Below are 24,245 nucleotides of genomic sequence, written 5' to 3'. Positions count from 1 at the left end.
AAAGGTTTTTGAGAGGGATGTTTTTGGAAATCAATGTACTTTACTGTTGATGGATTGAGTCTTTTAATATTTGCATTTTTCTATTATAAGATAAGATTTTGCTCATCGAGGTAATTATGAAAGTAACAATATACACCGCTTGCCATGATAACTTTCAAAATCCTATTGATAATATTTATACTCCAATGTTATGTGGGAAAAAGAATAAGAATATAGTAACAAATTTCATGGGTGATGATACAGGGCAAAATATATCTGATCTCAATTACTGCTTCTGTGAATTAACAGCCTTATATTGGATGTGGAAAAATGACAAAACGTCCGACATTGTTGGATTGAGTCATTATCGACGTTTTTTTGCAAAAAAAACGTATGGAAATAATCTGTTTTATAAGACCCCGTCTAATCCAGATGAAAAGATTGAAAGAGAAGAAATAGCCGCAGGGAATGATTTTGACTACCTTATGGGTGATGTCGATCTTGTGGTTTCTTTGAAGCAGGATGTAGGGAACGTTTTACATAACTATAGATTGTACCATAATATTGATGACATGTTCCTTGTTGAAAGAATGATACAAAGATTGCACCCAGAATATATGGATGCGTATAGATTTTTCATGAGAGAGGAGTGTGCTATTTACCGATACAACATGTTTGTTGGTAAGAAAGCTGTTGTTGATAGATACTGTGAATGGCTTTTCTCAATACTTCTTCCTTTGGCTGATTTGAAATTTTTCAATAATTATACTGATTATCAGAAAAGAATTTTTGGCTTTATTTCGGAAAGAATTATGGGCGTCTGGTTGCTGCATAATAGGGACAAGCTCTTAATTGAGGAACGTCCTGTTGTTGAATTTCTTTAAGTTTATGTAGTTCTGCAGGAAAAGGAGGCTCCATATTTATGGGGCCTCCTTTCCTATGACGTGCCACTTGCTTTGGTTATATTATAGGCTTCATGTACGAAAAACTTTAACGCCTGATCAGCTTAGGCAAGTTGTTGGCCAAAGTGTGGTAAAGGGATATACATTCTTCAAAGATTAAACTGGTATTGTTTGTTGTTAAAGTTAGGGCTGAAGGGTTGAAAAACGTATGACATTTTGTGTTGTGGGCGCTGGATTTAGTGGTGCCGTTATTGCCCGTCATCTGGCAGAGCGCGGTCATAAAGTGGTGGTCGTGGATGAACGCTCCCATATTGGTGGGAATTGTTACACGGAGCGTGATGCTGAAACCGGTGTTATGGTGCATAAATATGGGCCTCATATTTTCCACACCGCAGATGAGCGTACATGGGCTTACGTGCAGAAATTTGGCACGTTCAAGCCTTATGTAAACCGTGTGAAAGCCATTTCTAACGAGCACGTCTATACGCTGCCTGTTAACCTGCTGACCATTAACCAGTTCTTCGGTACTACAATGGGGCCGAAGGAAGCGCGTACTTTTATTGAAAGCAAAGCGGATAAAAGCATTACTAACCCTCAGTCCTTTGAAGAACAGGCACTGAGCATGATTGGCCCGGATCTGTATCGGGCATTCTTTTATGGATATACGCGCAAGCAGTGGGGGCTAGAGCCTACGCAGCTTCCGGCTTCCATTCTCAAGCGCCTGCCTTTGCGCTTCAATTATGATGATAACTATTTCAACCATCCGTATCAGGGCATGCCAGAAGAAGGTTATACTGCCATTGTGCAGAATATCCTGAACGTTGAAGGCATTGATGTCCGGTTGGGCAGTTCTTTTGAAAGCCTGAAAGAAGATTTTCAGCACGTATTCTATACGGGGCCGATTGATCGGTATTTTGGTTTCCGTCTGGGCCGCCTAGGGTACAGAACGCTGGATTTTGAACGCTTTGTAGATGATGGCGATCATCAGGGCACCGCGGTTATCAACTACTGTAATGAAGAAGTGCCTTATACGCGTATTTCTGAACACAAACACTTTGCCCCGTGGGAACAGGACAAGTTCTCCAAAACGGTTTGTTTCCGTGAATACAGTCGTCTGGCGGGTGAAAACGATATTCCTTACTACCCGATCCGGTTGGTAAACGAAAAGAAGATGCTCGAAAGCTATATCGAGCTGGCACGTGCAGAAAAAGGCGTGTCCTTTATGGGGCGTTTGGGCACGTACCGTTATCTGGATATGGATGTTACCATCAAGGAAGCGCTGGCTGCGTGCGATGTGATCGACACGGCATTGCAGGCTTCGGAACTTTCACTTCCTGCGTTTTTTGTTGATCCTACCTGATAGTAATTTTCTGTAATATTTTATGAAACACCCATGCAATATATTTGTATGGGTGTTTTTTTTATGCGGTTTCGTAAAATTTATTTAGTTTTTATTGATAATTTTGGCGCTTTCTGTTGAAAAAGAGAAAGGTATTCCATTTTTTTTGGTCTGATATGTCAAGAAACAATAGTTTCGTAAAAAACGGTTTTTTAGCTGTTTTTTACGCTTTGCTGGTGTCGTGCTTTGTGGTGGAGATATGCGAGGTTCGCTTTCCGTCCTTTTTTACCATAGATGATGCCCAGAACGAGTATCTGGGGTTTCTGCGCCAGTATGGGCAGACATGGTTATCTGGAGAAATTCCGTTCATCACCAAGAATATTTTTATTGGTGATAACGCAATGGTAGAATTGCAGCGTGGTATTTTTGCGCCGCAGAATATTCTGGCATCTTTGGTAACGTGCCTTACAACCAATCCGCTTATTACGGGGTGGTTTTATGCTTTGTGTAACGTTTTTATCTGCTGCATTTCCGGTTATATTATAGGTCGCAGCTTGGAAATATCGCGCGATATTTCTTTGTTGCTTGGGTTTTCAATCGCAATCAACCCAGTATTTTTATATCAATATGCCGGGCCATGGTGGAACGCTGCTAATGGGCATGCGTGGTCTTTGCTGGCCATTGCGACGTACTGCCAATTGCGCCAACGTATGACCACAGGGGCAGTTATAGCTAATTTTGCTGCAACACTTGTGCTTCTGGCTTCTGGTTGGCCGCATGGGTTTATTGGTTATCTGGCTGTTGTGGCAGGCTTTAGTTGTGTGGATCTGGCATATGGAGATCCCATAAAGCTTCTGTTCCGGCGGTGTGTGCCTTTGTTATTGGCAGGCATAGCCGCCATTCCTGTGTATTCAGAATACGTGTATCTGCATCCGCTGCTTAACCGCGCAACAGGGTGGGAGAATGCAGATAATTTTATGGTGCCCAGCCTTTCTCAGTTACTGGTAACGTTCTCTCCAACTTATTATGAATTCATGAATTATTTTGGTGGGTATAAGTCTGTTTTTATACCTGTTGGGTTTTCCACACTGTTTGCGTTGCCGGTTGCAATTTTCTTCCGTACTTCTGTGCGTGATCGTGTTCTGGCAGCCTGTTTGGTTATTTTGGGTATAACAACGGCTTTGGCTCTTATGCCTTCGCAAATGGGTATTTTACGTTGGCCTTTGCGTTTTGTGCCGTATGTTTCTGTATTTGCAGCAATTACGACATTCTATGTTTTTTCAAAAAAGGACATTGTTGAAAGTTCTGCGAGACGGAATGTATTTTTTGGAATTACCGCTTTGCTGTTTGTTGTTTCGGCTTCCAAAAATGTATTTGAGCGTCCCAAAGTTGTTGCTTTGGAGCTTTTAACAAGCATTGCGTTGGTAGCGGTGTGGTTTTTATATGCCAGAAGCAAGAAAATAACCGGCAAAGATATTGGGCTTATTATTCCAGCGGCTATACCAGTATTTTCCCTGTTGCTGATGCTCGCCAGCATGCCTTCTCTGGGGAGGATTTATTTGCCGGTGAATGTACTGCCTTCTCATGTTTCTGTTCCTGCCTCAGTGAATATGCAGGGTAATCTGCTTTCATTTGTGCCTTGGAGTAGGGAGCATCCAAAGGAAGCGGCAGATCTGCAATCAAGCTTGTTTGGGTATTACAATATCCGTGCGCTCAATGGTTATTCTCCCAATGGGCAGGATTATACCGATGCCGTTTTAACGCACGATACGTCTCATACCATTTTCAAACCGGATGATATTATTCCCAAACTGGCATCTGCTGTTATGCTGCCCGGTAATCCCTGTTTGTTTGATCTGTTTGCCGTTAGCAGCATGGTGGTGTCTTCCGATACCTATCAGAAATATCATCATGATTTTCTGGCCTGCGGATACCATAAGGTTGCTACAGCACAGTCTGGAATGCTGTATCTTTCTACGCCCAAAACGTATCCATTCAATCTGGCGTATTCCACGCAAACAGGCGTGACAGTGGAGCGTGAGACAGCAAATAGCATGACGTTTTCTGTGCCAGCGCATACAGCGCCCGTGCGGATGGTTTTGTCTCGCCAGTGGTGGCCGGGTTACACCGCGCAAGGTTTGAATTGTAAAGTAAACGTAAGTGGTTTTCAGGATGTTTTGGTGCAGGTTGATGTACCAGCAGGATGTTCTGGTAAGCTGACAGTTTCCTATTTCCCGCACACATGGCCGCTGGCTTTGGTTTGCCTACTGATGGGGGTGTTAGGGTTGGTAGTCTTTCTGTGGCAACTCAGCAGAGAGCGAAAATTGCAGCTTATTTTGCAAATGCGCTGATACTCAAAAAGCCCGGCAATATTTTTGCCGGGCTTTTTTCTGATACGTCAGATTAAGAAAAAGACTTTGATAAACTCAGCTCTTTTTTTCTTCTGTTGTCAGTTCATTTTTGTAAACATGGCGCCAGAAATCTTCAGTTGTCATATTTGGCAGCGCTTTGACATAAGCTTGTTGCAGGGCAGGCATGGCGCGCGCAAATTTTGCACACACTGCCAACCCTTCTTTCCAGAGCTCGAAAAACAGTTTTCTGTTCTGAGTGGCGACATAACCCGTGCGCGTGGCTTCGTGATAGTAAAGCACGTGTTTAAAACGGAAGATATCACGGAAAGCCGCGTTAAAGTCTTTGAACTGGAAGCGCACATCATCCCGCATCAATACGGCTGGCAGAAGTGTACCGTTGAGAGTGACAAGCCGTGCCAGGCGTCGGATACGTCCATCGTGATGATGATGGTGCAGAACCTCAATATCTTTCAGATCATAAGGCACCATTTTTTCACTGGGTGTCAGGGCGCCAATCTGGGCACGTACGTTAGCCATATCCATGTTGCGCACAAAGAATTCAGGCCCCTCCATCACGTGCTTCATGGCCATGATTAACGCTTTGGCGCTGGCGTAATTGTAGGAGAACAGAACACCACGGAACCAGACCAGAAAAACATCCAGATATGGTTTGGACTTTTCTTCTCCATTCAGCATCATCAGTACCATGGTCGCGCGCAGGCCCAGATACCGCGTCATCGGGCTTTCCTTGACGCTGAAGTCTTCTGCCATGGAGCAGATGCCGTTCATCGTTACCAGCGGGAATTTGTTCTGGAGCGAGAATTCCGCGTCATCCCCGCGCACAAAGAAGGGGTAGGGGAAGTGGCGCACGGCAGAAATGGGAAAGGCAAAGAACCACCAGCCGCCGTAGTTGGCGGCGGAATCATCCATTTCTGAAAGCAAAAGGTGGTGGATATTGCGCATGTCCAGCATGTGTTTACGGGCAATCCACCGGCCTTTTACAAAACGCGCTCCGGCTTCGTGCAGCTGCCAAGGCACAGTTTCACGAAGCTGGCTGCCTACAATGGCAGCGCGATCTTCCGTGCTGTAGCTCAGCAGCATGTAGGCACGGCAAACGGCCTCAAAGTCACAGCTAGCATCATCATCCATGAACAGGCAGTGCGTAAAGCCGTGGTCTTTTGCGTACAGCAACCCGCGGGTAAAGCCGCCAGCGCCACCCAGATTCCGGTTAGGTATAACCAGCGCGCTTCCGGCTTCATCAGGTGTGACGTTTTGAGAGTTATCGACCACAATAACCTGCACCCGGTCTTTCCACTGTGGTGCATTCTTCAGGCCAGCTTCAAGCTTTTGCAGGGCAGGGAGCAGGTGCGGTTTACGGTTAAAGTGTGTGATAACAATAGCCATGCGGGCATCTCGCACTGGCTGCTGTGTGGTGGAAACATTGCCGCCGCGCAGGTAACCATCTTCCAGCGCTTCCACCCACATATAAAGCAGGCCGCGTTCCAGACCAGCCCAGAATGGCAGATCCAGAGAGACCGGTGCGCCTTCTTCCAGTTCCACTGTGTGTTCAAACAACCACCGGTGGGGCAGGCCTAGCTGATGCAGCCCAAAGCGGACAATAAACTTGCCTTTGCCTTCCAGCGTCAGGCTCAGGTTCTCAATGGCACAGAGTTCACGCCACCGTTCAACGGTAATGCCATTAAAGTATGTATCAAAGGCAGCCCGCCCGCCCGCATGAAATGAAAGTGTTTCTGGCGCAGCACGAAAAAGCTCAACCTTTTCATTCAGAGCCCGAAAATACAGATCTTCAGGGATAACGGACTGAAGAGCCGGAAAAATAATGTTCTGGAGCACCATAGGCGCATCCTTTACATTTTCTTTTAATATTTCTTGCGTGGCCATGAGGTAATATTATCCCTGAAAGAAGATATAAAGCGCCATATGGGGCTCTTTTAGTTTGCCACAGGCGGGATGCAAGCCTGAGAATGCCGTATTGGAGAGAATTTGCCGCACCCTGTTGCGGATTTGACAACAGCCTTTAGGCAAAATCTGTAGCACTTATTATTTAAGCTTTTTGTGCTTTGGTATCTGTATAAACTGGCAGCATGGAGCAAGCTCCAACATCTGATGGCTTGCTTGATTGAGATAGTCTTGTTCGATGCTGAATGAGAGGAAAAAATTTTGCCATCTGGTTTTTCGCCAGCGTTTAGCGTGGTTGTGCCCTGTTATAATGAACAGGAAGTTCTGCCAATTTTTCACCAGCGGCTATCTGCCGTTATGGAAGGGATTGGTGCGCCGTGGGAGGTTGTTTACGTAAACGATGGCTCGCGGGATCAAACGTTGGCTGGCATGTATGCTCTGGCAGAGCAGGATGGGCGCGTAAGTGTTGTGAACCTTTCCCGCAATTTTGGTAAGGAAATTGCTCTAACAGCAGGGTTGGATCATGCACGGGGTACGCGCGGCATTATTGTAATTGATGCCGATTTACAGGATCCACCAGAAGTTATTGCCGATCTGGTAGCCGCATGGACAGATGATGTAGATACCGTTTACGCCCGCCGCAACACGCGGGAAGGGGAGACTATTCCCAAACGGCTGACAGCATGGATGTTCTACCGTGTCATGAAGCGGCTAGGCAACAAAGTGGTTATTCCGCCAGATACAGGGGATTTCCGGCTGATGAGCCGCAGGCTGGTGGATAGTCTGTTGCTACTGCGTGAACGGCACAGGTTTATGAAAGGGCTGTTTGCTTGGGTTGGCTTTCCATCCCGCGCCGTTCTGTATGATCGTGCCCCACGTTCTGCGGGTAAGAGCAGTTTTAATTACTGGTCTTTGTGGAACTTCGCGCTGGAGGGAATCACCTCGTTTTCTGTGCTGCCGCTTCAGTTAAGCACATATATGGGGCTTGGTATTTCCATACTGGCTGTGTGCTACGGTATCTGGATTGTTGGGTGCACCCTGTTATTTGGTAACCGGGTGGCGGGTTACCCCAGCCTTATGGCGGTTATCCTGTTTTTAGGCGGTATCCAGCTTATGACAGTTGGCTTGATAGGCGAATATGTGGGCCGTATTTTTAACGAAACCAAAAAACGCCCGCTTTATCTGGTAGAAGCCTATCGCCCGGCGCAGGAAAAAGAGCATACGGCCCAACCCTAAAGCCGTGTTCTGTCTATTTTGAGGCTTGACGGACAAGGCAGGCCGCCCCATTGCTTCGTACATGCGAGTAGCCGCCATTCTTTTGGCTGCCGGTACGGGCAGTCGTTATGCCGCCACTACGGGTTCTTCCATTCCCAAGCAGTACGTGCTGCTGGCTGGACAACCCGTAATCCGTCATGCAGCGCAAGCTTTATTGCCTCATGTCACCTCTATTCAGCCAGTCGGAGATCCTGCCTCCTTGAACGAGGCGCTGGAAGGATTGAAGATTCTGCCGCCAGTAGCTGGGGGTGAAACCCGGCAAGCCAGTGTGCGCGCAGGGCTGGAGGCACTGGATAAACTGCCAGAAGCCGAAAAGCCGCATATCGTGCTGGTGCATGATGGGGCCCGCCCGTATGTGACCGCGCAGGTGATTGGCAATGTTGTTTCTGCATTGGAGCAGCATCCTGGGGCCATTCCGGCTGTGCCAGTGGCGGATACACTCAAGCGGGAAAAAGATGGTGTGATTGATGGCACCGTCCCGCGGGATCATCTTTATCGTGCCCAAACGCCACAGGGCTTCCGCTTTGGCCTGTTTTTAGATCTCCATCGTGGCGCTGCATCCGTGAGTGCAACGGATGATGCCAAACTGCTGGAAGATGCCGGGTTCAGCGTCGCGTTGGTGGCGGGTGATGAAGATAATATCAAGCTGACATATGAGGGTGATCTGGTGCGTCTGGAACGACTGATCGGCCCCACGCTTCTGCCGCGCGTAGGGCTGGGTTACGATGTGCATGCGTTTGAGGAAGGGCGTCCGCTCATCCTGTGCGGTATTACGGTGCCCCATACCAAAGGCTTGGCCGGGCATTCAGATGCCGATGTGGGTATCCATGCGTTGTGTGATGCCATTTATGGTGCATTGGCTGAAGGTGATATTGGCCGCCATTTTCCACCCAGCCAGAATGAGTGGAAAAACGCAGATAGCGCCCGCTTTCTGGTGCACGCAGGCCAGCGTATCCGTGAACGCGGCGGCATGCTGGTAAATGCGGATCTGACACTGATTTGCGAGCGCCCTAAAATTGGCCCGCATTCTGAAGCCATGCGCAAACGTCTGGCAGATTTGCTGGAAGTGGATGTGGATCGGATTTCCGTTAAGGCCACCACATCCGAACGTCTGGGCTTTACCGGGCGTGAAGAAGGTATTGCCTGCACGGCTACAGTTTCTGTTCTGGTGCCCTAAGCTGGCGCCATTACGGTTTCTTATGTTGCGTAAGGCGCAGGGTGGCTGTATTTCTGCCTAAATCATAGGCAAACGGAAATAACAGTGCATACGCAACCCACCCTGCGTCCCATTACTCTGGGCAGTATCGTTTTGGATACGCCTGTCATTCTGGCCCCCATGTCTGGTGTGACAGATCTGCCGTTTCGGCGTCTGGCACGCAAGTTGGGGGCCGGTCTTGTTGTTTCTGAAATGATCGCCTCTTGGGCGATGGTGCGTGAAAACGATACCACCCTGCGTATGGCGGAGGTGGCGGATGCGGGTGGCCCAAATGCCGTGCAGCTTGCAGGGTGCGACCCGGATGCCATGGCAGAGGCCGCGCGTATTGCCGTAGGCCGCGGGGCAGATCTTATTGATATCAATTTTGGTTGCCCGGTTAAAAAAGTGGCCGTTGGCCAGATGGCCGGTTCTGCCCTTATGCGGGATGAAGGGGCTGCCGAGCGTTTGCTGGCTGCCGTGGTTAAAGCCGTGCCGGTACCCGTTACCCTTAAAATGCGCATGGGCTGGGACCATGAACACCTAAATGCCCCTGTGCTGGCGCGTATTGCGCAGGATGTGGGTATCCGCATGATTACGGTGCATGGCCGCACGCGCCAGCAGTTTTATAATGGCACGGCCAACTGGGCCTTTGTGAAAAATGTAAAGGACGCGGTGGATCTACCCGTTATCGTGAATGGTGACATTCTTACGGTTGGGGATGCGCGGGAGGCATTGGCGCAATCTGGCGCAGATGGGGTAATGATCGGACGTGGCTGTTACGGGCGTCCGTGGTTTTTGGCGCAGGTGGCACACGCTTTGCGTACGGGGCAGGAAATTCCCGATCCTGCTTTGCCGGAAGAAAAAGCCATTGTGCTAGAACATTATAATATGATGCTGGAGCACTTTGGCCAGCGCCCCGGCCTGCGTCTGGCACGCAAGCATGTCTCTTGGTATTCGGCAGGACTGCATGGCTCGGCATCATTCCGCGCGGCGTTTAATCGAGTGGAAACGCCAGAAGAAGCCATTGCCATGATTGCTGATTTTTACGATCAGCAAATTGCGGCTGGTGCGGTGCGAGAGCCGCGCGTTTCCCGTCATGCCATGGCGCAGCAGCAAGATCAGGTTCAGGCGGCGTGAAGGTAAAAGCAGCGCATGGGGTTGCTCAGCCCGATGCGGCGCTTGTTCTGGACAGTCTGCCCGTTCCGGTTTTGGAAATAGGGCCACAAAATACAATTCTTGCTGCCAATATGGCGGCAGAAGAGTTTTTTGGCATGTCTCGCCATCAGTTACGGCACGGTGGTTTGGCAGAAGTTGTTCCGCAGGACCATCCGGTTTACCTGCTGCTTCAGCATGTGCGCACCCGTGGTGGAAGTGTAACAGAGCATGAACTGCTGTTTAGTTCCCCACGCTTTCATCATGAAAGTGTCAGTGTGCAGGCCGCTGATGTGCCAGATTACCCGGACATCATTTTACTGACATTTCATGAGCCTTCCGCAGCCCGTATGTTGGATCAGCAACTTGCCTACCGTTCTGCGGCCCGCAGCGTTTCCGGGCTGGCCGCCATGCTGGCGCATGAGGTGCGCAACCCGCTATCTGGCATTAAAGGGGCTGCGCAGTTGCTGGAACAGGCCGTAACAGATGCAGACCGTGATCTGGCCACCCTGATTTGTGATGAGGTTGACCGTATTGATGCGCTGGTTGACCGCATGGGCATGTTTGGTGAAGCCAATCTGGATTTCCGGGCACTCAATATTCACAGAATATTGGAACATGTGCGCCTGCTGGCCAGCAACGGTTTTGCCAAGGGTATCAAAATTATAGAGCGTTATGATCCCTCCCTCCCGCATGTATGGGGGGATCGGGACAGGTTGGTGCAGGTTTTGCTTAACTTAGTGAAAAACGCAGCCGAAGCCATACGCAATACCGATAAAGGCGGGGAGATCACGCTGCTTACCAGCTATCGCCCCGGTATTCGGGTGGCTGTGCCGGGTACGGCCCAATGGCGGCACCTTCCGCTGGTTGTTACTGTGCGAGATACAGGGCCGGGTATTTCCGAAACAGTGCGCCCTCATTTGTTCGAGCCCTTTGTATCCACCAAGGTAAACGGAAGCGGGCTGGGGCTTGCTTTGGTCGGTAAGGTGATGGACGACCACGGTGGCGTTATTGAGGTAGAAAGCCGCCGCGGCTGTACGGAAATCAGCTTGTTTCTGCCGATTGTCGACCATATGGGGCATTCCGGGTGAGATACCCTTTTGTGCAACAGTTCTGTTTTTCAGCTTTTTATCTGGTTTGAGACGTTATGACACCGCTGCCCACTATTCTTGTTGCTGATGATGATCGTTCTATTCGCACTGTGCTGGGGCAGGCATTGGGTCGGGCAGGCTATCAGGTGCAAACCACACCATCCGTAAACACACTCTGGCAATGGGTGCAGGAAGGTGAGGGGGATTTGGTGATTACGGATGTGATCATGCCAGATGGCAGTGGGCTGGATCTGGTTACGCGCATTCGCCAATTTCGGCCTGATCTGCGCGTTATTGTCATGAGCGCGCAATCAACTCTCACAACAGCGGTAAAAGCCACGCAACGTGGCGCGTTTGAATATCTGGCCAAGCCGTTTGATTTAAAGGAACTGCTGGCGGTTGTGGCAAGAGCGCTTACAACCCCAGTGCAGGAAGCCGAAAAACCAGCGGCCGATCAACCGCCAGAAGAACGCTTGCCTTTAATTGGGCAGTCCGTTGTTATGCAGGGGATCTATCGCAGCATTGCCCGCCTGACCACTTCTGATCTCACAGTCATGATTTCTGGGGAAAGCGGTACGGGTAAGGAACTGGTAGCTCACGCATTGCACGAATATGGCCGGCGCAGAAGTGGGCCTTTTGTGGCCGTCAATATGGCGGCTATTCCGCGCAAGCAGATTGAAAGCGAATTGTTTGGGTATGAACGTGGCGGCACGTTAGGCCGCATGCCCGGACGGTTTGAGCAGGCCACAGGCGGCACGCTATTTCTGGATGAAATTGGAGACATGCCGCAGGAGGCACAAACCCGTTTACTACGTGTTTTGCAGGAAGGTGAATTTACCACAGTAGGGGGCACAACGCCCTTGCGTGCAGATGTGCGCATTATAGCTGCTACGCATAGAGATCTGCGGCAGGCTATTCAGGCAGGTACGTTCCGTGAGGATCTGTATTACCGCCTGAATGTGGTGCCGTTGCGCCTGCCACCACTGCGGGAAAGGTTGGAAGATATTCCGCTGCTGGCGCGGCATTTTCTCTCTCAGTGTCGGGATGATGGCGGAACGTACAGAATCCTGGATGAAAGTGCCATTACAAGGCTTCAGGCCTGGCGCTGGCCGGGTAATGTGCGAGAATTGGAAAACCTCATCCGCCGTATTGTGGCCCTGTATTCTCAGGAAACCATCACCGGCGATGTAATTGATGCAGAACTGGCCGAACCTCTGGCGTATGATCCGATTCCCAACAGCGTTATGGCGGCGGAGCCTTTGTCGGAATCTGTTTCTCGCCATATCGCCCGTTATCTGGAAGCCGGGCGGGATGGCGTGCCGCTGCATGATCTGCATGCCCGGATTATTGCAGAAGTTGAACGTCCGCTTATCCAGATGACACTGGCCGAAACACGCGGCAACCAGATCAAAGCTGCTGCCATGTTAGGCCTGAACCGAAATACATTGCGGAAAAAAATTCGAGACCTTGAGATTCCTGTCGTTCGTGGCGTAGTCTGATCCTTAGGTATGAAGCAGCTTCTGTTCTCCCTAAGGCACCTTCTTTCCCGCACACGCCTGCATTGGCTTTTGCGTTCTCTGGAGCGTAAAACGGTTGCCATTACGCTTGCTGCGTTGGCGTTGTGTTTGGGGTTTGCCACGTTTGTAGTGCTTTCAGGGGGGATGTCCTTTGGGCATTATTCCCTGATTGAACCCTTGCTGCTGTTCCTGAATGGTATGGTGCTGGCGCTGCTTGTGGTGGCCTTGGCTATCCGTATCGGCCCAATGGTGCGCGAGCATCGGAAGGGGTTGGCTGGGGCGCGGCTGCATGTGCGGCTGGTTACGCTGTTTGGCATTGTGGCTGTGGCCCCCACGCTGGTTGTGGGCGCATTTGCAACGTTGTTTTTCCATTATGGCATTCAGATCTGGTTTTCAGACCGGGTTAACACAGCGTTGAATGAAGCTTTGCAGGCTTCTCGCGGGTATCTGGTGGAACATAACGCCAATATCCGCACAGATGCGTTCTCGATGGCCAATTACATCATGAGCGCCCAGAACGAACTGGCGGCCAGTGGCATGGATCTGTTTCAGGATCACGATGCCTTGGCGCAAATGCTGGATAGTCAGGCCACCATGCGCGGGCTGACAGAAGCCTTGGTGTATGACCCCATTACCAACAAGGTTGTGGCCGCGGGCGGGTTGATGAGCCGCACGGGGTATTTGCAGGAACTGCCCCCTCCTGCGGCTACGGTTATGGCGCGCTCAAACGATGTGGCTATTCTGGATTCTCCAGATGAACGCACAGTGCGGGCTGTGGTGGAACTTTCTCAAACGCCAGCGCTTATGCTGGTCATTACCCGGCTGGTTGATCCAACTATTCTGGAGCACATGCATCGCACGGAAAAGGTGGTGGCGGATTACAAGCGGCTGAGCAACAACCGCGCCAAGATCCAGCTAACATTTGTCATGATCTTTGCGTTGGTGGCGTTGTTAGTGCTTGCTGCAGCAGCCTTGATCGGGCTGGCGCTTGCAAACCAGATTGCGCGCCCGCTGGGTTTGTTAAGCGTAGCTGCGCGCCGGGTAAGTGAGGGGGATTTGGGTGTTCATGTGCCTGAAAATGACAGGGATGATGAAGTTGCCAGTCTTTCCCGCGCTTTTAACCGCATGACAGAAGAACTGGCTAGCCAGCGTTCGGAGTTGATGGCTGCATATGGGCAGATCAATGAACGTCGGCGGTTTACCGAGGCCGTGCTTTCTGGCGTTTCAGCCGGTGTGATTGGGCTGGACGTTAAGCAGAATATCGAACTGCCAAATCGTGCTGCCTGTGTTTTGCTGCAAACAGATTTAATGGATGCCATTGGTGAGCCCTTGGCCCAACGTGTGCCGGAATTTTCCGAGTTTTTGCAAGAAGCACGCACAACGCCAGATGCTGTGCTCACGCGGGAAATTCAGATAGGTCAGCAAGCTAGCCAGCGTACCTTGTTGGTGCGTTTGGGGGCCGAGCTACGGGGCACGATTACCGAAGGGTACGTGATGACATTTGATGACATTACGGCCCTGCAACAGGCGCAACGTAAAGCTGCATGGGCCGATGTGGCACGGCGTATTGCGCATGAAATCAAGAATCCGCTTACGCCTATCCAACTGGCGGCTGAACGGTTAAAGCGACGTTTTTTAAAAGAAATTACTTCCGATCCCGATACATTTTCGCAGTGTGCAGATACAATTGTGCGGCAGGTGGGGGATATCGGGCGCATGGTGGATGAGTTTTCGGCCTTTGCGCGTATGCCGCAGCCTGTCATGAAAGACGAGGATATTTCGCGTATTGTGCGTGAGGTGCTGATTCTGCAAAGAAACGCACACCCAGAAATTGCCTACCATCTGGATATTCCAGACAGAGGCCCCAAAGCACGATGTGATAGAAGATTGATAAGTCAGGCACTTATTAATCTTTTGCAGAATGCGGCGGATGCCATTGCCATGACAGCCAGACAGGGCGAAGCTACAGATCAAGCATCCGCTACAAAGGGTGAAGTGTCGGTTCGGATTATAGAAGGTGCAGAAGATATCGCCATAGAAGTGGCAGATAACGGAGTTGGGCTTCCATCGGACGATAGAAATCGTCTGACGGAACCTTATGTGACGCACAAAGCCAAGGGTACTGGTTTAGGTTTGGCTATTGTGAAAAAGATCATGGAAGATCATGGTGGAACAGTGCGTCTGGAAGACAAAGCGGGAGAAAGAGGAACTGTGGCTACTCTGATTTTGTCGGTGAAAGACAACCATGGCGCATGAAATCCTGATTGTTGATGATGAACCCGATATCAGAATGCTGATTGAGGGCATTCTGAGTGATGAAGGTTATGAAACACGCGTAGCCGCCAGTGCAGATACCGCATTGGCCGCTTTTCGGGCTCGTAGGCCATCACTTGTTATTCTGGATGTTTGGCTACAAGGGTCAGACATGGATGGTCTGGCCATTCTTCAGGCCATGAAAGCCGAGGAATCTTCTGTTCCTGTTGTCATGATTTCTGGCCATGGCACAATTGAAACAGCCGTGGCGGCGCTTCAGCATGGTGCTTACGATTTTATAGAAAAGCCATTTCAGGCAGATAGACTGCTGGTTATTGTACGGCGTGCGCTGGAGGCTTCGCGGCTGGCGCGTGAGAACGAAGAACTGCGCATAAAAGCCGGGCAGGATACGGAACTGTTTGGTAACAGCGCCCAGATTGCAGCCGTTAGAAACCAGATAGAAAAAGTAGCTCCCACAGGCTCACGCGTACTTATCAGCGGCGGGCCGGGGGCAGGCAAGGAAGTGGCTGCCCGTATGATCCATGCTCGCTCCAAGCGGGAGGACGGCCCTTTTGTTGCGCTCAACTGCGCCACGCTGGCACCGGGACGGTTTGAAGAAGAACTGTTCGGGCTTGAAGGCGGCACAGAAGGCGTAGGTCGCCGTACCGGGGTGTTGGAACGCGCACATGGTGGCACGCTTTTGCTGGATGAAGTGGCAGATATGCCGCTGGAAACACAGGGCAAGATTGTAAGGGCCTTGCAGGATCAGACATTCGAACGTCTGGGTGGTGATGCCCGCGTTAAAGTGGATGTGCGTGTGCTGGCTACCACAAACCGTGATTTGCAGGCTGAAATTATGGCCGGGCGTTTTCGGGAAGACCTGTATTATCGGTTAGCAGTTGTGCCGCTGCGTATGCCCGCGCTACGAGAAAGAAGGGATGATATTCCCGGGCTTGCAGCCATGTTTTTGCGCCGCGCAGCAGAAATGGCTGGTTTGCCTACGCGTGAACTCTCGCCCGATGCCGTTGCCGCCCTTCAGGCCTATGATTGGCCGGGTAATGTGCGAGAATTGCGCAACCTCATGGAACGTGTGCTGATTATGCAGCCGGGGAGCAGCCAAGAGCCCATTCGCGCAGATATGCTGCCCTCTACTGTGGGGGAAAGTGCGCCCGCATTGCTGAAGTTTGATGCCTCAACAGATGTTATGGCATTGCCCTTAAGAGAAGCGCGTGATCTGTTTGAAACCCAGTATCTGCAAGCTCAGCTTTTGCGTTTTGGCGGAAATATCAGCCGTACAGCGCTGTTTGTGGGCATGGAGCGCAGCGCTTTGCATCGCAAACTTAAGCAGCTTGGTGTAACATCTGAGGAACGAGGCGTGGGCTGACATGTTTCAAGGTTGCAGGCTTTAGGCAGGCAGTCCGGCTAAAATATAATAATGAGAACGGAATAGGGCCTCACACTGTGGAAAAAGAGAGTGCATATAACGTGCAGGATGCGTTCCTGAACCAGATCCGGCGCTCACGCGCGGCTGTTACGGTGTTTCTGGTTAACGGCGTTAAGTTACAGGGATTTATTACATGGTTTGATGATGAGGTTGTTCTTTTACGGCGTGATGAACAAACCCAGCTTATCTACAAGCATGCCATCAGCACGGTAATGCCCAGCATTCCTGTCAATATTTCCGATTCCAACACTGCCGATGCGCAGGCAGACAGGGACCTTTCTCTTGGCGACGAGTTTCTCTGAAAAGAAAAAGAAAGTAGCAACCCGTGCGGCAGTTATCCTGCCGTGGGAGCGTTCTGCCCACGGGCAGGATGTGCGGGCCGCAGAGGCACGGTTAGAAGAAGCCGTGGGACTAACAGCCTCTATTGGGCTGGTTATTGTGCGCAAGGATGTATTGCTTCTGCGCAGCAGGCGTTCCGCCACCCTTTTAGGTAAGGGGCAGGTAGATTCCCTGCGTATTGCTGTTAAGGCAGATCAGGTTGATGTGGTGGTGGTGGATGCAAAGCTTAGCCCCGCCCAACAGCGTAATCTGGAAACAGAATGCGGTTGTAAGGTTATAGATCGTACCGGCCTTATTCTGGATATTTTTGGTGCCCGTGCCGCCACAAAGGAAGGCACCTTGCAGGTTGAACTTGCGCATCTGGAATATCAGCGTTCCCGCCTTGTACGCTTGTGGACCCATCTTGAACGCCAGCGCGGTGGCTTTGGCTTTCTTGGTGGCCCCGGTGAAACCCAGATTGAAGCCGACCGGCGTATGATCGGTGATCGTATTGTGCGGCTTAAAAAAGATCTGGAACAGGTGCGGCGCACACGCGGGTTGCATAGGCAGGCACGTAAGCGCGTACCTTTCCCGGTAGTGGCTTTGGTGGGGTATACCAACGCAGGTAAATCCACGCTGTTTAATGCGCTTACGGGTGCCACTGTGTATGCGCAGGATCAGCTTTTTGCGACGCTAGACCCTACTATGCGCGCGATTGACCTGCCTTCTGGCCGGAGGGTTATTCTGTCTGACACGGTAGGATTTATCAGTGATCTGCCAACGGAGCTGATTGCGGCCTTCCGGGCTACGTTGGAAGAAGTGGCAGAGGCAGACATTATCCTGCATGTGCGCGATGTGGCGCATCCAGATAGCGCAGCCCAGAAAAAAGATGTGCTGGGTGTTCTGGAAGGTATGGCGAAGGATGATATGCTGGAACAGGATTGGCCGGAACGCATCATTGAAGTGCTGAACAAGGTTGATCTTCTGGGTGGCCCAGAAGCTATTCCGCAAACAGAAGATACCATTGCTATTTCCGCCATTACAGGGGATGGCTTGGAAACACTTCTGGCGCGTATTGATGCGCGTATTACACAAGGTATGGAAACGGTGCGTTACCGTTTGCCGTTGGCAGATGGAGCAGCCTCGGCTTGGCTTTATCAGCACGGTGAAGTTGTTGCGCGGGAAGACAAGGATGAACAGACAGATATTACTGTTCGCCTTTCAACAGAGGATCGCGCCCGGTTTGAGCGCCAGTTTTCCCACATCCAACCGATGCTCGCTTAAAAAGAAAAGCTCTGACATCAGGATAAATATTTTTAAAATCCTGATGTCAGATTTTTTATTCAGTCAAAATCTGTAGGCAATTCGGGGTCTGCTTGATGTGCAAAAAGCCGGGTAATTTCGTGCGGTGTAATGCGCCCGGTTGAAATATCCTGCGGGATATTGTTCTGTGCAAAAAAGCCAACTTCGCTTGTTTCAATACTGGTGGTAGCTTCCCCCCCACTTATTTCGCCCAGAAAAAATAGCTTGGTGACAGAAAAAGGTTCTGGCGGCATATGCCCTTGGCGCGCGCGATCCAGCGCCATGGCTAACTTGGTAATCCGCACTGTATAGCCAGTTTCTTCCCACACCTCTTTGGCCGCACATTCAGATGCGGTCAGGTTTACATCTGTCCAGCCACCGGGCACGGTCCAGCGGTTGCTGTCTAGCACTTCGCGCACCATTAACAGGCGGTTCTGGGCATCAAACACACCAACGCGCACTTCCAGCTTGGGCGTGGCGTAACCTGATTGCTGGCTGAACAGGTTTTCTATTTTTTGCACATCTACATGGCTGCCTTCGGCCATCATTTGCGCGGCCAGATTGCGCAGCATTTCATAGCGTTCTTTATCAAACGGGTCTTGCACATAGGTAAGCCCTGTCTGGGCAATGGCCTGAATTTCTCTGGCCCATACCAGCCAGACAGGTTCCGACATTCTACATTCCTTTGATCAGCAAGTTTCATAAAAAACGGGAAGGCCTAAGCCTTCCCGTTCTGTGTAACACACTCTGCCAAGGCAGAAATTACATGGCTGCTTCTGTTTGTGCTGCGGTTTTACCGTTGATCAGCAGGCCATCACCATTGGCGGAGATATTAACCGTTTCTCCATCAAGGATATTACCTTCCAGAAGCTGTTCTGCCAGCGGGTTTTGCAGCGTGCGCTGAATAACCCTTTTAAGCGGGCGGGCACCGTAAATGGGGTCATACCCTTCATTCGCCAGCCATGCTTCGGCCAGTTTATCCAAGTGCAGACTGATTTTGCGATCATCCAGCAACTGCTGCAAGCGAGCAATCTGGATATCCACAATCTTGGTCATATCCGCTTTCTGTAACCGCGAGAACAGGATGATTTCATCCAGACGGTTCAGGAACTCAGGGCGGAAGTGCTCACGCACAACCTTCATCACCTGTGCCTGCACCATGTCGGGAGATTCCCCATCCGGCAAGTTGGCCAGATATTCAGAACCCAGATTGCTGGTGAGAATGATAAGGGTGTTGCGGAAGTCTACCGTGCGGCCCTGCCCATCCGTTAGGCGGCCATCATCCAGCACCTGAAGCAGAATGTTGAACACATCTTCATGTGCTTTTTCTACTTCATCAAACAGGATGACCTGATAAGGGCGACGGCGCACAGCTTCTGTGAGCACGCCACCTTCTTCATACCCCACATAACCCGGAGGGGCACCAATCAGGCGGGCCACTGCGTGCTTTTCCATGAACTCACTCATGTCGATACGCAGCAGGGCTTTATCATCATCAAACAGGAAGCGGGCCAGTGCTTTGGTCAGCTCTGTTTTACCAACACCTGTCGGGCCGAGAAACAGGAAGGAACCAATCGGGCGGTTGGGGTCCTGCAAGCCAGCACGGGCACGACGCACCGCGTTGGAAACAGCTTTAAGAGCTTGTTCCTGACCAACCACGGATTTACGCAGTTCGTCTTCCATACGCAGCAGCTTGGCGCGTTCACCTTCCAGCATCCGATCAACCGGCACGCCAGTCCAGCGAGATACAACAGAAGCCACGCCCTGATCCGTAACAGCTTCGGAAACCAGATCATCTTTCTTAGCGGTTTCTTCTTCTGTTTTCTGAGCTTCTGCGATCTGGCCCTGCAAGTTGGGGATAACGCCATACATCAGTTCAGATGCGCGCCCCAAGTCACCTTTACGCTGTGCCACTTCTACATCAGAACGTGCTTGATCAAGCTGTTCCTGCAGTTTCTGAATGGTGTTTACGCGGTTTTTTTCCGCATGCCATGCGGCACTAAGCGTGTTGGACTTTTCTTCCAGATCAGCCAGTTCAGATTCTACGGCTTCCAGACGATCCTTGCTGGCCGTATCATCTTCCTTCTTCAAGGCTTCACGTTCGATTTTTAGCTGAATGATGCGGCGGTCCAGCTCGTCCAGTTCTTCGGGCTTGCTGTCAATCTGCATACGCAGGCGGCTTGCGGCTTCATCAATCAGATCAATCGCTTTATCGGGCAGGAAGCGGTCTGTGATGTAGCGGTTGGAAAGTGTGGCTGCTGCCACCAACGCACCATCGGTAATACGCACACCATGATGGAGTTCGTATTTTTCCTTAATACCACGCAGAATAGAGATTGTATCCGCAACAGAAGGCTCACCCACAAATACCGGCTGGAAGCGGCGGGCAAGGGCTGCATCTTTTTCAATATACTTGCGGTATTCATCCAGCGTGGTGGCGCCAATGCAGTGCAGTGTGCCGCGGGCTAGTTCCGGCTTGATGAGGTTAGAGGCATCCATCGCCCCATCGGTGCGGCCAGCGCCAACCAGCGTGTGCATTTCATCAATAAACAGGATGATCTGGCCTTCGGCGGATTCAATTTCTTTCAGAACAGCTTTTAGGCGTTCTTCAAATTCACCGCGATATTTGGCGCCAGCAACCAGCGCGCCCATATCAAGGGAAAGCAGTTTTTTGTTTTTCAGCGCTTCGGGCACATCGCCATTAACAATACGTTGGGCCAAGCCTTCCACAATAGCGGTTTTACCCACACCGGGTTCCCCAATCAGAACCGGGTTGTTTTTGCTGCGGCGGGCCAGAACCTGAATGGCACGGCGGATTTCTTCATCACGCCCAATAACGGGGTCTAGCTTGCCTTTAAGAGCAACTTCCGTGACATCACGGGCATATTTTTTAAGTGCATCAAAATTGGCTTCAGCGTTTTCGCTGGTCACTGTGCGTCCTTTGCGAATAGTCGTAATGGCTTTTTCAAGTGTATCAGCAGAGGCACCGTTTTCTTTTAATGCACGGCCTGCTGGCGTATCAGATGCGGCAATAGCTACAAGCAGTCTATCCTGTGCAACAAAGCTATCACCAGCTTTCTGGGCGGTTTGTTCTGCATTGTCCAGAATACGCACCAGTTCCGGTGTTGCTGCTGGCTGCCCTGCACCGCTGCCCTGAACTTTTGGCAGTTTTGCCAAAGCCTGTTCGGTTGCGGCTTTTACAGCTTCCGGATTGCCACCCGCACTGCGAATAAGTGAGGAAGCAGCTCCTTCATTATCATCCAGCATAGCCTTGAGCAGATGCTCTGGTGTAAGCTGCTGGTTAAAATCACGTAAAGCTATTGTTTGCGCAGCCTGCAAAAAGCCGCGTGAACGATCTGTAAATTTTGCAATATCCATTATAATCCCTCTTGTCCCTTTTACATCAGGCGACTGAAGGCCCTGCTGGCACCCCATGTAGGCAATGTCAGCGTGGTCTCATTCTTCATAAATTGAGATTGGAACGTTGAGAGAGACAATCAAGGGGGCGTGATGCGTTTTCGTGCATGGGTGATAGATGGTGCGAGCAGAACACCTTGAGGAAGCAGAGTTTCCAATAAAAAAGGCAGCACCCAGTAAGGTGCTGCCTTTAGTGTTTTCCTGATAAGGGAAACTTACGCCGCGTTCAGCTGGGCTTCAGCGAATTCATAATTCGCCAGTTTGTCCAGGAAGTTGGTGACGTAGTCTGGACGACGGTTGCGGAAGTCCAGGTAGTAGGAATGTTCCCACACGTCCACTGTCAGCAGGGCCTTGCCCTGACCTTCGGCCAACGGGTTGGTGCCGTTAGGCGTTTTGGTGATGGCCAGCTTGCCATCCTTACCCAGAACCAGCCATGCCCAGCCAGAACCGAACTGAGAAACAGCAGCCTTGCGGAATTCTTCCTTGAAGGTGTCAATGCTGCCAAAATCGGCGGCAATTTTTGCAGCCAGCTTTTCTGGAATCACACCGCCATTGGGGGAGAGGCAGTTCCAGAAGAAGGAATGGTTCCAATGCTGGCCAGCGTTGTTGAACAGGCCGGTAAGGTCTGCTTTGCCGTGGGCAGCCAGAATGATTTCTTCCAAAGACTTACCCTGAAATTCGGGCTTGTCTTCCAGCAGCTTGTTCAGGGTGTTGACGTAGGCCAGATGATGCTTGCCATGATGGTATTCAAGCGTTTCTGGGCACATGCCACGTGGGCCAAGTGCGGTGGGTGCAAAGGGGAGGGCAGGCAGTTCAAAAGCCATTTTAATACTCCGTATTCTAAAGGCGGGGCGTGTGAGGGAACACACCTGAGTTCCAGAGCTATGGGCGCAGGGCAGATGCGTCAAGGGAAAGGCGCATGACATGTGCCTTGCGCAGCCATACTCACGGAAACTTGCCTTGCCAGCAGGGCTTACAATAAGGGCCTTCCGTTAGGAAAGCGGGATTATTCAAACGCATGGGCCATGCACAGGTTTCCCGCATATCAAGCTACGTTTGGGTAAGGGAGATATCAGAGCCAATGGCGCAGCAGGAACATCAGCTTCTCGCAATGGAAGTGCAAAAAGCTGTGCAGGCAGACCCAGACCGGGCGTTGTGTTTATGGTTTCTGCCGACTTCTGTGCGTGATGCCGCTTATGTTCTTCTGGCTTTCCATAATGAGTTGATTCGCGCTTTGACTCCCGCACGTTCTGCATCTGTGGCAGGGCCAATGGCTGGGTATATTCGCCTGCAATGGTGGCGAGAGGTGCTGGAGCAGCAACGCAAGCCAGAACATATTTTGGCCCCCGCCCTTATGAGGCTTGTGGAATCCGGACAAGTGCAGCGTGAAACGTGCCTGAGAATGATTGCTGCGCGAGAAATGGAACTGGAGACCACGCAAGATGTAGAGCGCTGGGTGCTTATGATGCGCGATGGCGCTGGTGCTTTCCAACAGGCGATAGGTGAACTTCTGGGTGTGCAGGATTCTGATGAGCTACAACGCTTGGCAGCCGGAGGGGCGGCTTACGGGGCAGGCTCCATGTTAAGACATTGGCCGTTGCTTGCAGGGAGTGGCCGTTTTTTGTTTCCCGGCACGCAGGAACAACTCAGGCAGGCTGGAAAGACATTTTTGCAAGAATGTGATTTTGCAGCTTTGGAGCCACAATGTCGTAAAACCGCTTTACCTGCGGTGTTGGCAAAGCGTGATCTGGCGCGTGGAAGCGAGCAGGCAGGCCTGCCCCGTGGAATAGGGGACAGGCTTGCTGTATGTTGCGCTGGTATTCAGGCGTCGTTGGCGACAATTTTTTCCATCACGCCAATCAGAACCGAATAATCAGCATTTTCTGCCGCGCGGCGGGCAAGGGAAAGTTGCTGCGTAACGGCTGCCAACGTAGGTGCGGGCACTGCCAGACGAGCTGCGGCATCCATGAGCAGGCGCATGTCTTTTTGCATGAGGCGAGCAGGGAACTGCGGGGAGAAATCTCCTGCTTTGGCCATTTTGATCTTGCGCTTGTGGTGCGGAGAAATAACAGCCATTTCATCCAGCGCATCAAACAGCATGGAACGATCCAACCCAGCGGCCAGCCCGTAGGCAATACCTTCTGCCACAGCGGCCAACCCGGCACCCATAATGCCATTGATCACCAGTTTAAGGCGCGCACCGCTGCCAGATGGCCCAGCATGAATGGTAATGCGGCCAATTTTATCAAAAATGGGCTGAGCACGCGCAATAGCGGCATCATCTCCACCGGCCAGAATAACCAGATTGGCAGATTCTGCTTCTGGTGTGCTGCCAGATACCGGACAATCTATAACGCAGATCTTTTTTTCCTGTCCGGCTTTTTGCAGGGCATCTGCGGCTTCTGGGGAAACGGAACTGGCATTCAGCAGCAAACCATTTGCCTTTATGCCTGCCAGAACGCCTTGTGGCCCGTACATACTGGCGGCAAGGGCTTCATCATCCGGTACGCAGGCCAGAACAATATCTGCCTTGCTGGCTACTTCTGCCGGAGTGGGCAGAAAACGGGTTACGCCATCTCCCCCCTTGCCAGAGGGAGTATAGGCAAGGGTTGCATATCCGGCTTTTTCCAGATGAGCAGCCATACGGCTGGCCATGGCACCAAACCCAATAAAACCGATTGTCTGCTGAGTTGTCATGCTGAATGAACCTTCTTGTTTGTATGAGCAGAATTATAAACCTGAATAGCAAGATATGTCTTGGATAGGTTTGGGAAACACTGTTCGCGTTTA

General features: G+C 51.1%; 18 protein-coding genes. 13 read left to right on the top strand and 5 right to left on the bottom strand.

Annotation, left to right across the window (positions count from 1 at the left end):
* Positions 1-116: 116 nt before the first annotated feature.
* The 3 genes from WG31_RS09065 to WG31_RS09055 all read left to right on the top strand — a co-directional run bounded on the left by WG31_RS09065 (position 117) and on the right by WG31_RS09055 (position 4,571).
* The gene (locus WG31_RS09065) at positions 117-863 is read left to right on the top strand and encodes a DUF4422 domain-containing protein (RefSeq protein WP_081461449.1); all 747 of its coding nucleotides are present in this window, start codon (positions 117-119) and stop codon (positions 861-863) included.
* A 226-nt stretch (positions 864-1,089) separates the two neighbouring features.
* The gene (gene glf / locus WG31_RS09060; RefSeq protein ID WP_063354306.1) at positions 1,090-2,241 is read left to right on the top strand and encodes a UDP-galactopyranose mutase; all 1,152 of its coding nucleotides are present in this window, start codon (positions 1,090-1,092) and stop codon (positions 2,239-2,241) included.
* Between the two features lie 155 nt (positions 2,242-2,396).
* Positions 2,397-4,571 carry a hypothetical protein gene (locus tag WG31_RS09055; protein ID WP_063354305.1) on the top strand — a complete coding sequence of 725 codons (2,175 nt, stop codon included), beginning with the start codon at positions 2,397-2,399 and terminating at the stop codon, positions 4,569-4,571.
* Between the two features lie 75 nt (positions 4,572-4,646).
* Here the strand turns inward: WG31_RS09055 and WG31_RS09050 are convergent, their stop codons facing one another.
* Entirely contained in the window at positions 4,647-6,473 is a 1,827-nt protein-coding gene (locus WG31_RS09050; protein WP_006116458.1) for a glycosyltransferase family 2 protein, read from the bottom strand.
* A 279-nt stretch (positions 6,474-6,752) separates the two neighbouring features.
* Here WG31_RS09050 and WG31_RS09045 point away from each other — a divergent pair, with 279 nt between their 5' ends.
* The 9 genes from WG31_RS09045 (at position 6,753) to hflX (ending at position 18,020) form a co-directional block, all read left to right on the top strand.
* Entirely contained in the window at positions 6,753-7,727 is a 975-nt protein-coding gene (locus WG31_RS09045) for a glycosyltransferase family 2 protein (RefSeq protein WP_063354304.1), read from the top strand.
* A 61-nt stretch (positions 7,728-7,788) separates the two neighbouring features.
* Positions 7,789-8,943, top strand: a complete 1,155-nt coding sequence (locus WG31_RS09040; protein WP_063354303.1) for a bifunctional 2-C-methyl-D-erythritol 4-phosphate cytidylyltransferase/2-C-methyl-D-erythritol 2,4-cyclodiphosphate synthase — start codon at positions 7,789-7,791, stop codon at positions 8,941-8,943.
* Positions 8,944-9,027: 84 nt separating this feature from the next.
* Positions 9,028-10,098, top strand: coding sequence for a tRNA dihydrouridine synthase DusB (gene dusB / locus WG31_RS09035; RefSeq protein WP_006116461.1), 1,071 nt, complete (start codon positions 9,028-9,030; stop codon positions 10,096-10,098).
* Positions 10,095-11,204 carry a two-component system sensor histidine kinase NtrB gene (locus tag WG31_RS09030; protein WP_006116462.1) on the top strand — a complete coding sequence of 370 codons (1,110 nt, stop codon included), beginning with the start codon at positions 10,095-10,097 and terminating at the stop codon, positions 11,202-11,204. The genes dusB and WG31_RS09030 overlap by 4 nt, the downstream gene beginning before the upstream one ends.
* Before the next feature lie 56 nt (positions 11,205-11,260).
* Positions 11,261-12,703, top strand: a complete 1,443-nt coding sequence (gene ntrC, locus WG31_RS09025; protein ID WP_006116463.1) for a nitrogen regulation protein NR(I) — start codon at positions 11,261-11,263, stop codon at positions 12,701-12,703.
* Between the two features lie 9 nt (positions 12,704-12,712).
* Positions 12,713-14,977, top strand: a complete 2,265-nt coding sequence (locus WG31_RS09020; RefSeq protein WP_006116464.1) for a sensor histidine kinase NtrY-like — start codon at positions 12,713-12,715, stop codon at positions 14,975-14,977.
* A complete protein-coding gene (gene ntrX / locus WG31_RS09015) occupies positions 14,967-16,358 on the top strand; it encodes a nitrogen assimilation response regulator NtrX (RefSeq protein ID WP_006116465.1) in 1,392 nt (463 codons plus the stop codon). Before WG31_RS09020 ends, ntrX begins: the two co-directional genes overlap by 11 nt.
* A gap of 77 nt (positions 16,359-16,435) precedes the next feature.
* A complete protein-coding gene (gene hfq, locus WG31_RS09010) occupies positions 16,436-16,720 on the top strand; it encodes an RNA chaperone Hfq (protein ID WP_003624011.1) in 285 nt (94 codons plus the stop codon).
* Positions 16,674-18,020 (top strand): GTPase HflX, encoded by a 1,347-nt coding sequence (hflX, locus tag WG31_RS09005; RefSeq protein ID WP_035350592.1) that lies wholly within the window; start codon positions 16,674-16,676, stop codon positions 18,018-18,020. Before hfq ends, hflX begins: the two co-directional genes overlap by 47 nt.
* A 59-nt stretch (positions 18,021-18,079) precedes the next feature.
* On the opposite strand, the gene WG31_RS09000 is transcribed toward hflX, so the two are convergent.
* The 3 genes from WG31_RS09000 to WG31_RS08990 all read right to left on the bottom strand — a co-directional run bounded on the left by WG31_RS09000 (position 18,080) and on the right by WG31_RS08990 (position 22,279).
* Positions 18,080-18,712, bottom strand: a complete 633-nt coding sequence (locus WG31_RS09000; RefSeq protein WP_063354302.1) for an NUDIX hydrolase — start codon at positions 18,710-18,712, stop codon at positions 18,080-18,082.
* A gap of 88 nt (positions 18,713-18,800) precedes the next feature.
* Positions 18,801-21,416, bottom strand: coding sequence for an ATP-dependent chaperone ClpB (gene clpB / locus WG31_RS08995; protein ID WP_035350595.1), 2,616 nt, complete (start codon positions 21,414-21,416; stop codon positions 18,801-18,803).
* 254 nt (positions 21,417-21,670) lie between these two features.
* Positions 21,671-22,279 (bottom strand): superoxide dismutase, encoded by a 609-nt coding sequence (locus tag WG31_RS08990; protein ID WP_063354301.1) that lies wholly within the window; start codon positions 22,277-22,279, stop codon positions 21,671-21,673.
* A gap of 194 nt (positions 22,280-22,473) precedes the next feature.
* On the opposite strand from WG31_RS08990, the gene WG31_RS08985 reads away from it, so the two are divergent.
* Positions 22,474-23,328 (top strand): squalene/phytoene synthase family protein, encoded by an 855-nt coding sequence (locus tag WG31_RS08985; protein ID WP_063354300.1) that lies wholly within the window; start codon positions 22,474-22,476, stop codon positions 23,326-23,328.
* On the opposite strand, the gene WG31_RS08980 is transcribed toward WG31_RS08985, so the two are convergent.
* Positions 23,277-24,152, bottom strand: coding sequence for an NAD(P)-dependent oxidoreductase (locus WG31_RS08980; RefSeq protein ID WP_006116471.1), 876 nt, complete (start codon positions 24,150-24,152; stop codon positions 23,277-23,279). The two genes, WG31_RS08985 and WG31_RS08980, sit on opposite strands and share 52 nt — an antisense overlap.
* Positions 24,153-24,245 lie beyond the last annotated feature (93 nt).

Source organism: Acetobacter oryzifermentans (assembly GCF_001628715.1).
Taxonomy (GTDB): domain Bacteria; phylum Pseudomonadota; class Alphaproteobacteria; order Acetobacterales; family Acetobacteraceae; genus Acetobacter; species Acetobacter oryzifermentans.
Note: the sequence above shows the minus strand (reverse complement) of the source record. Positions and strands in the feature narration are given on the sequence as shown.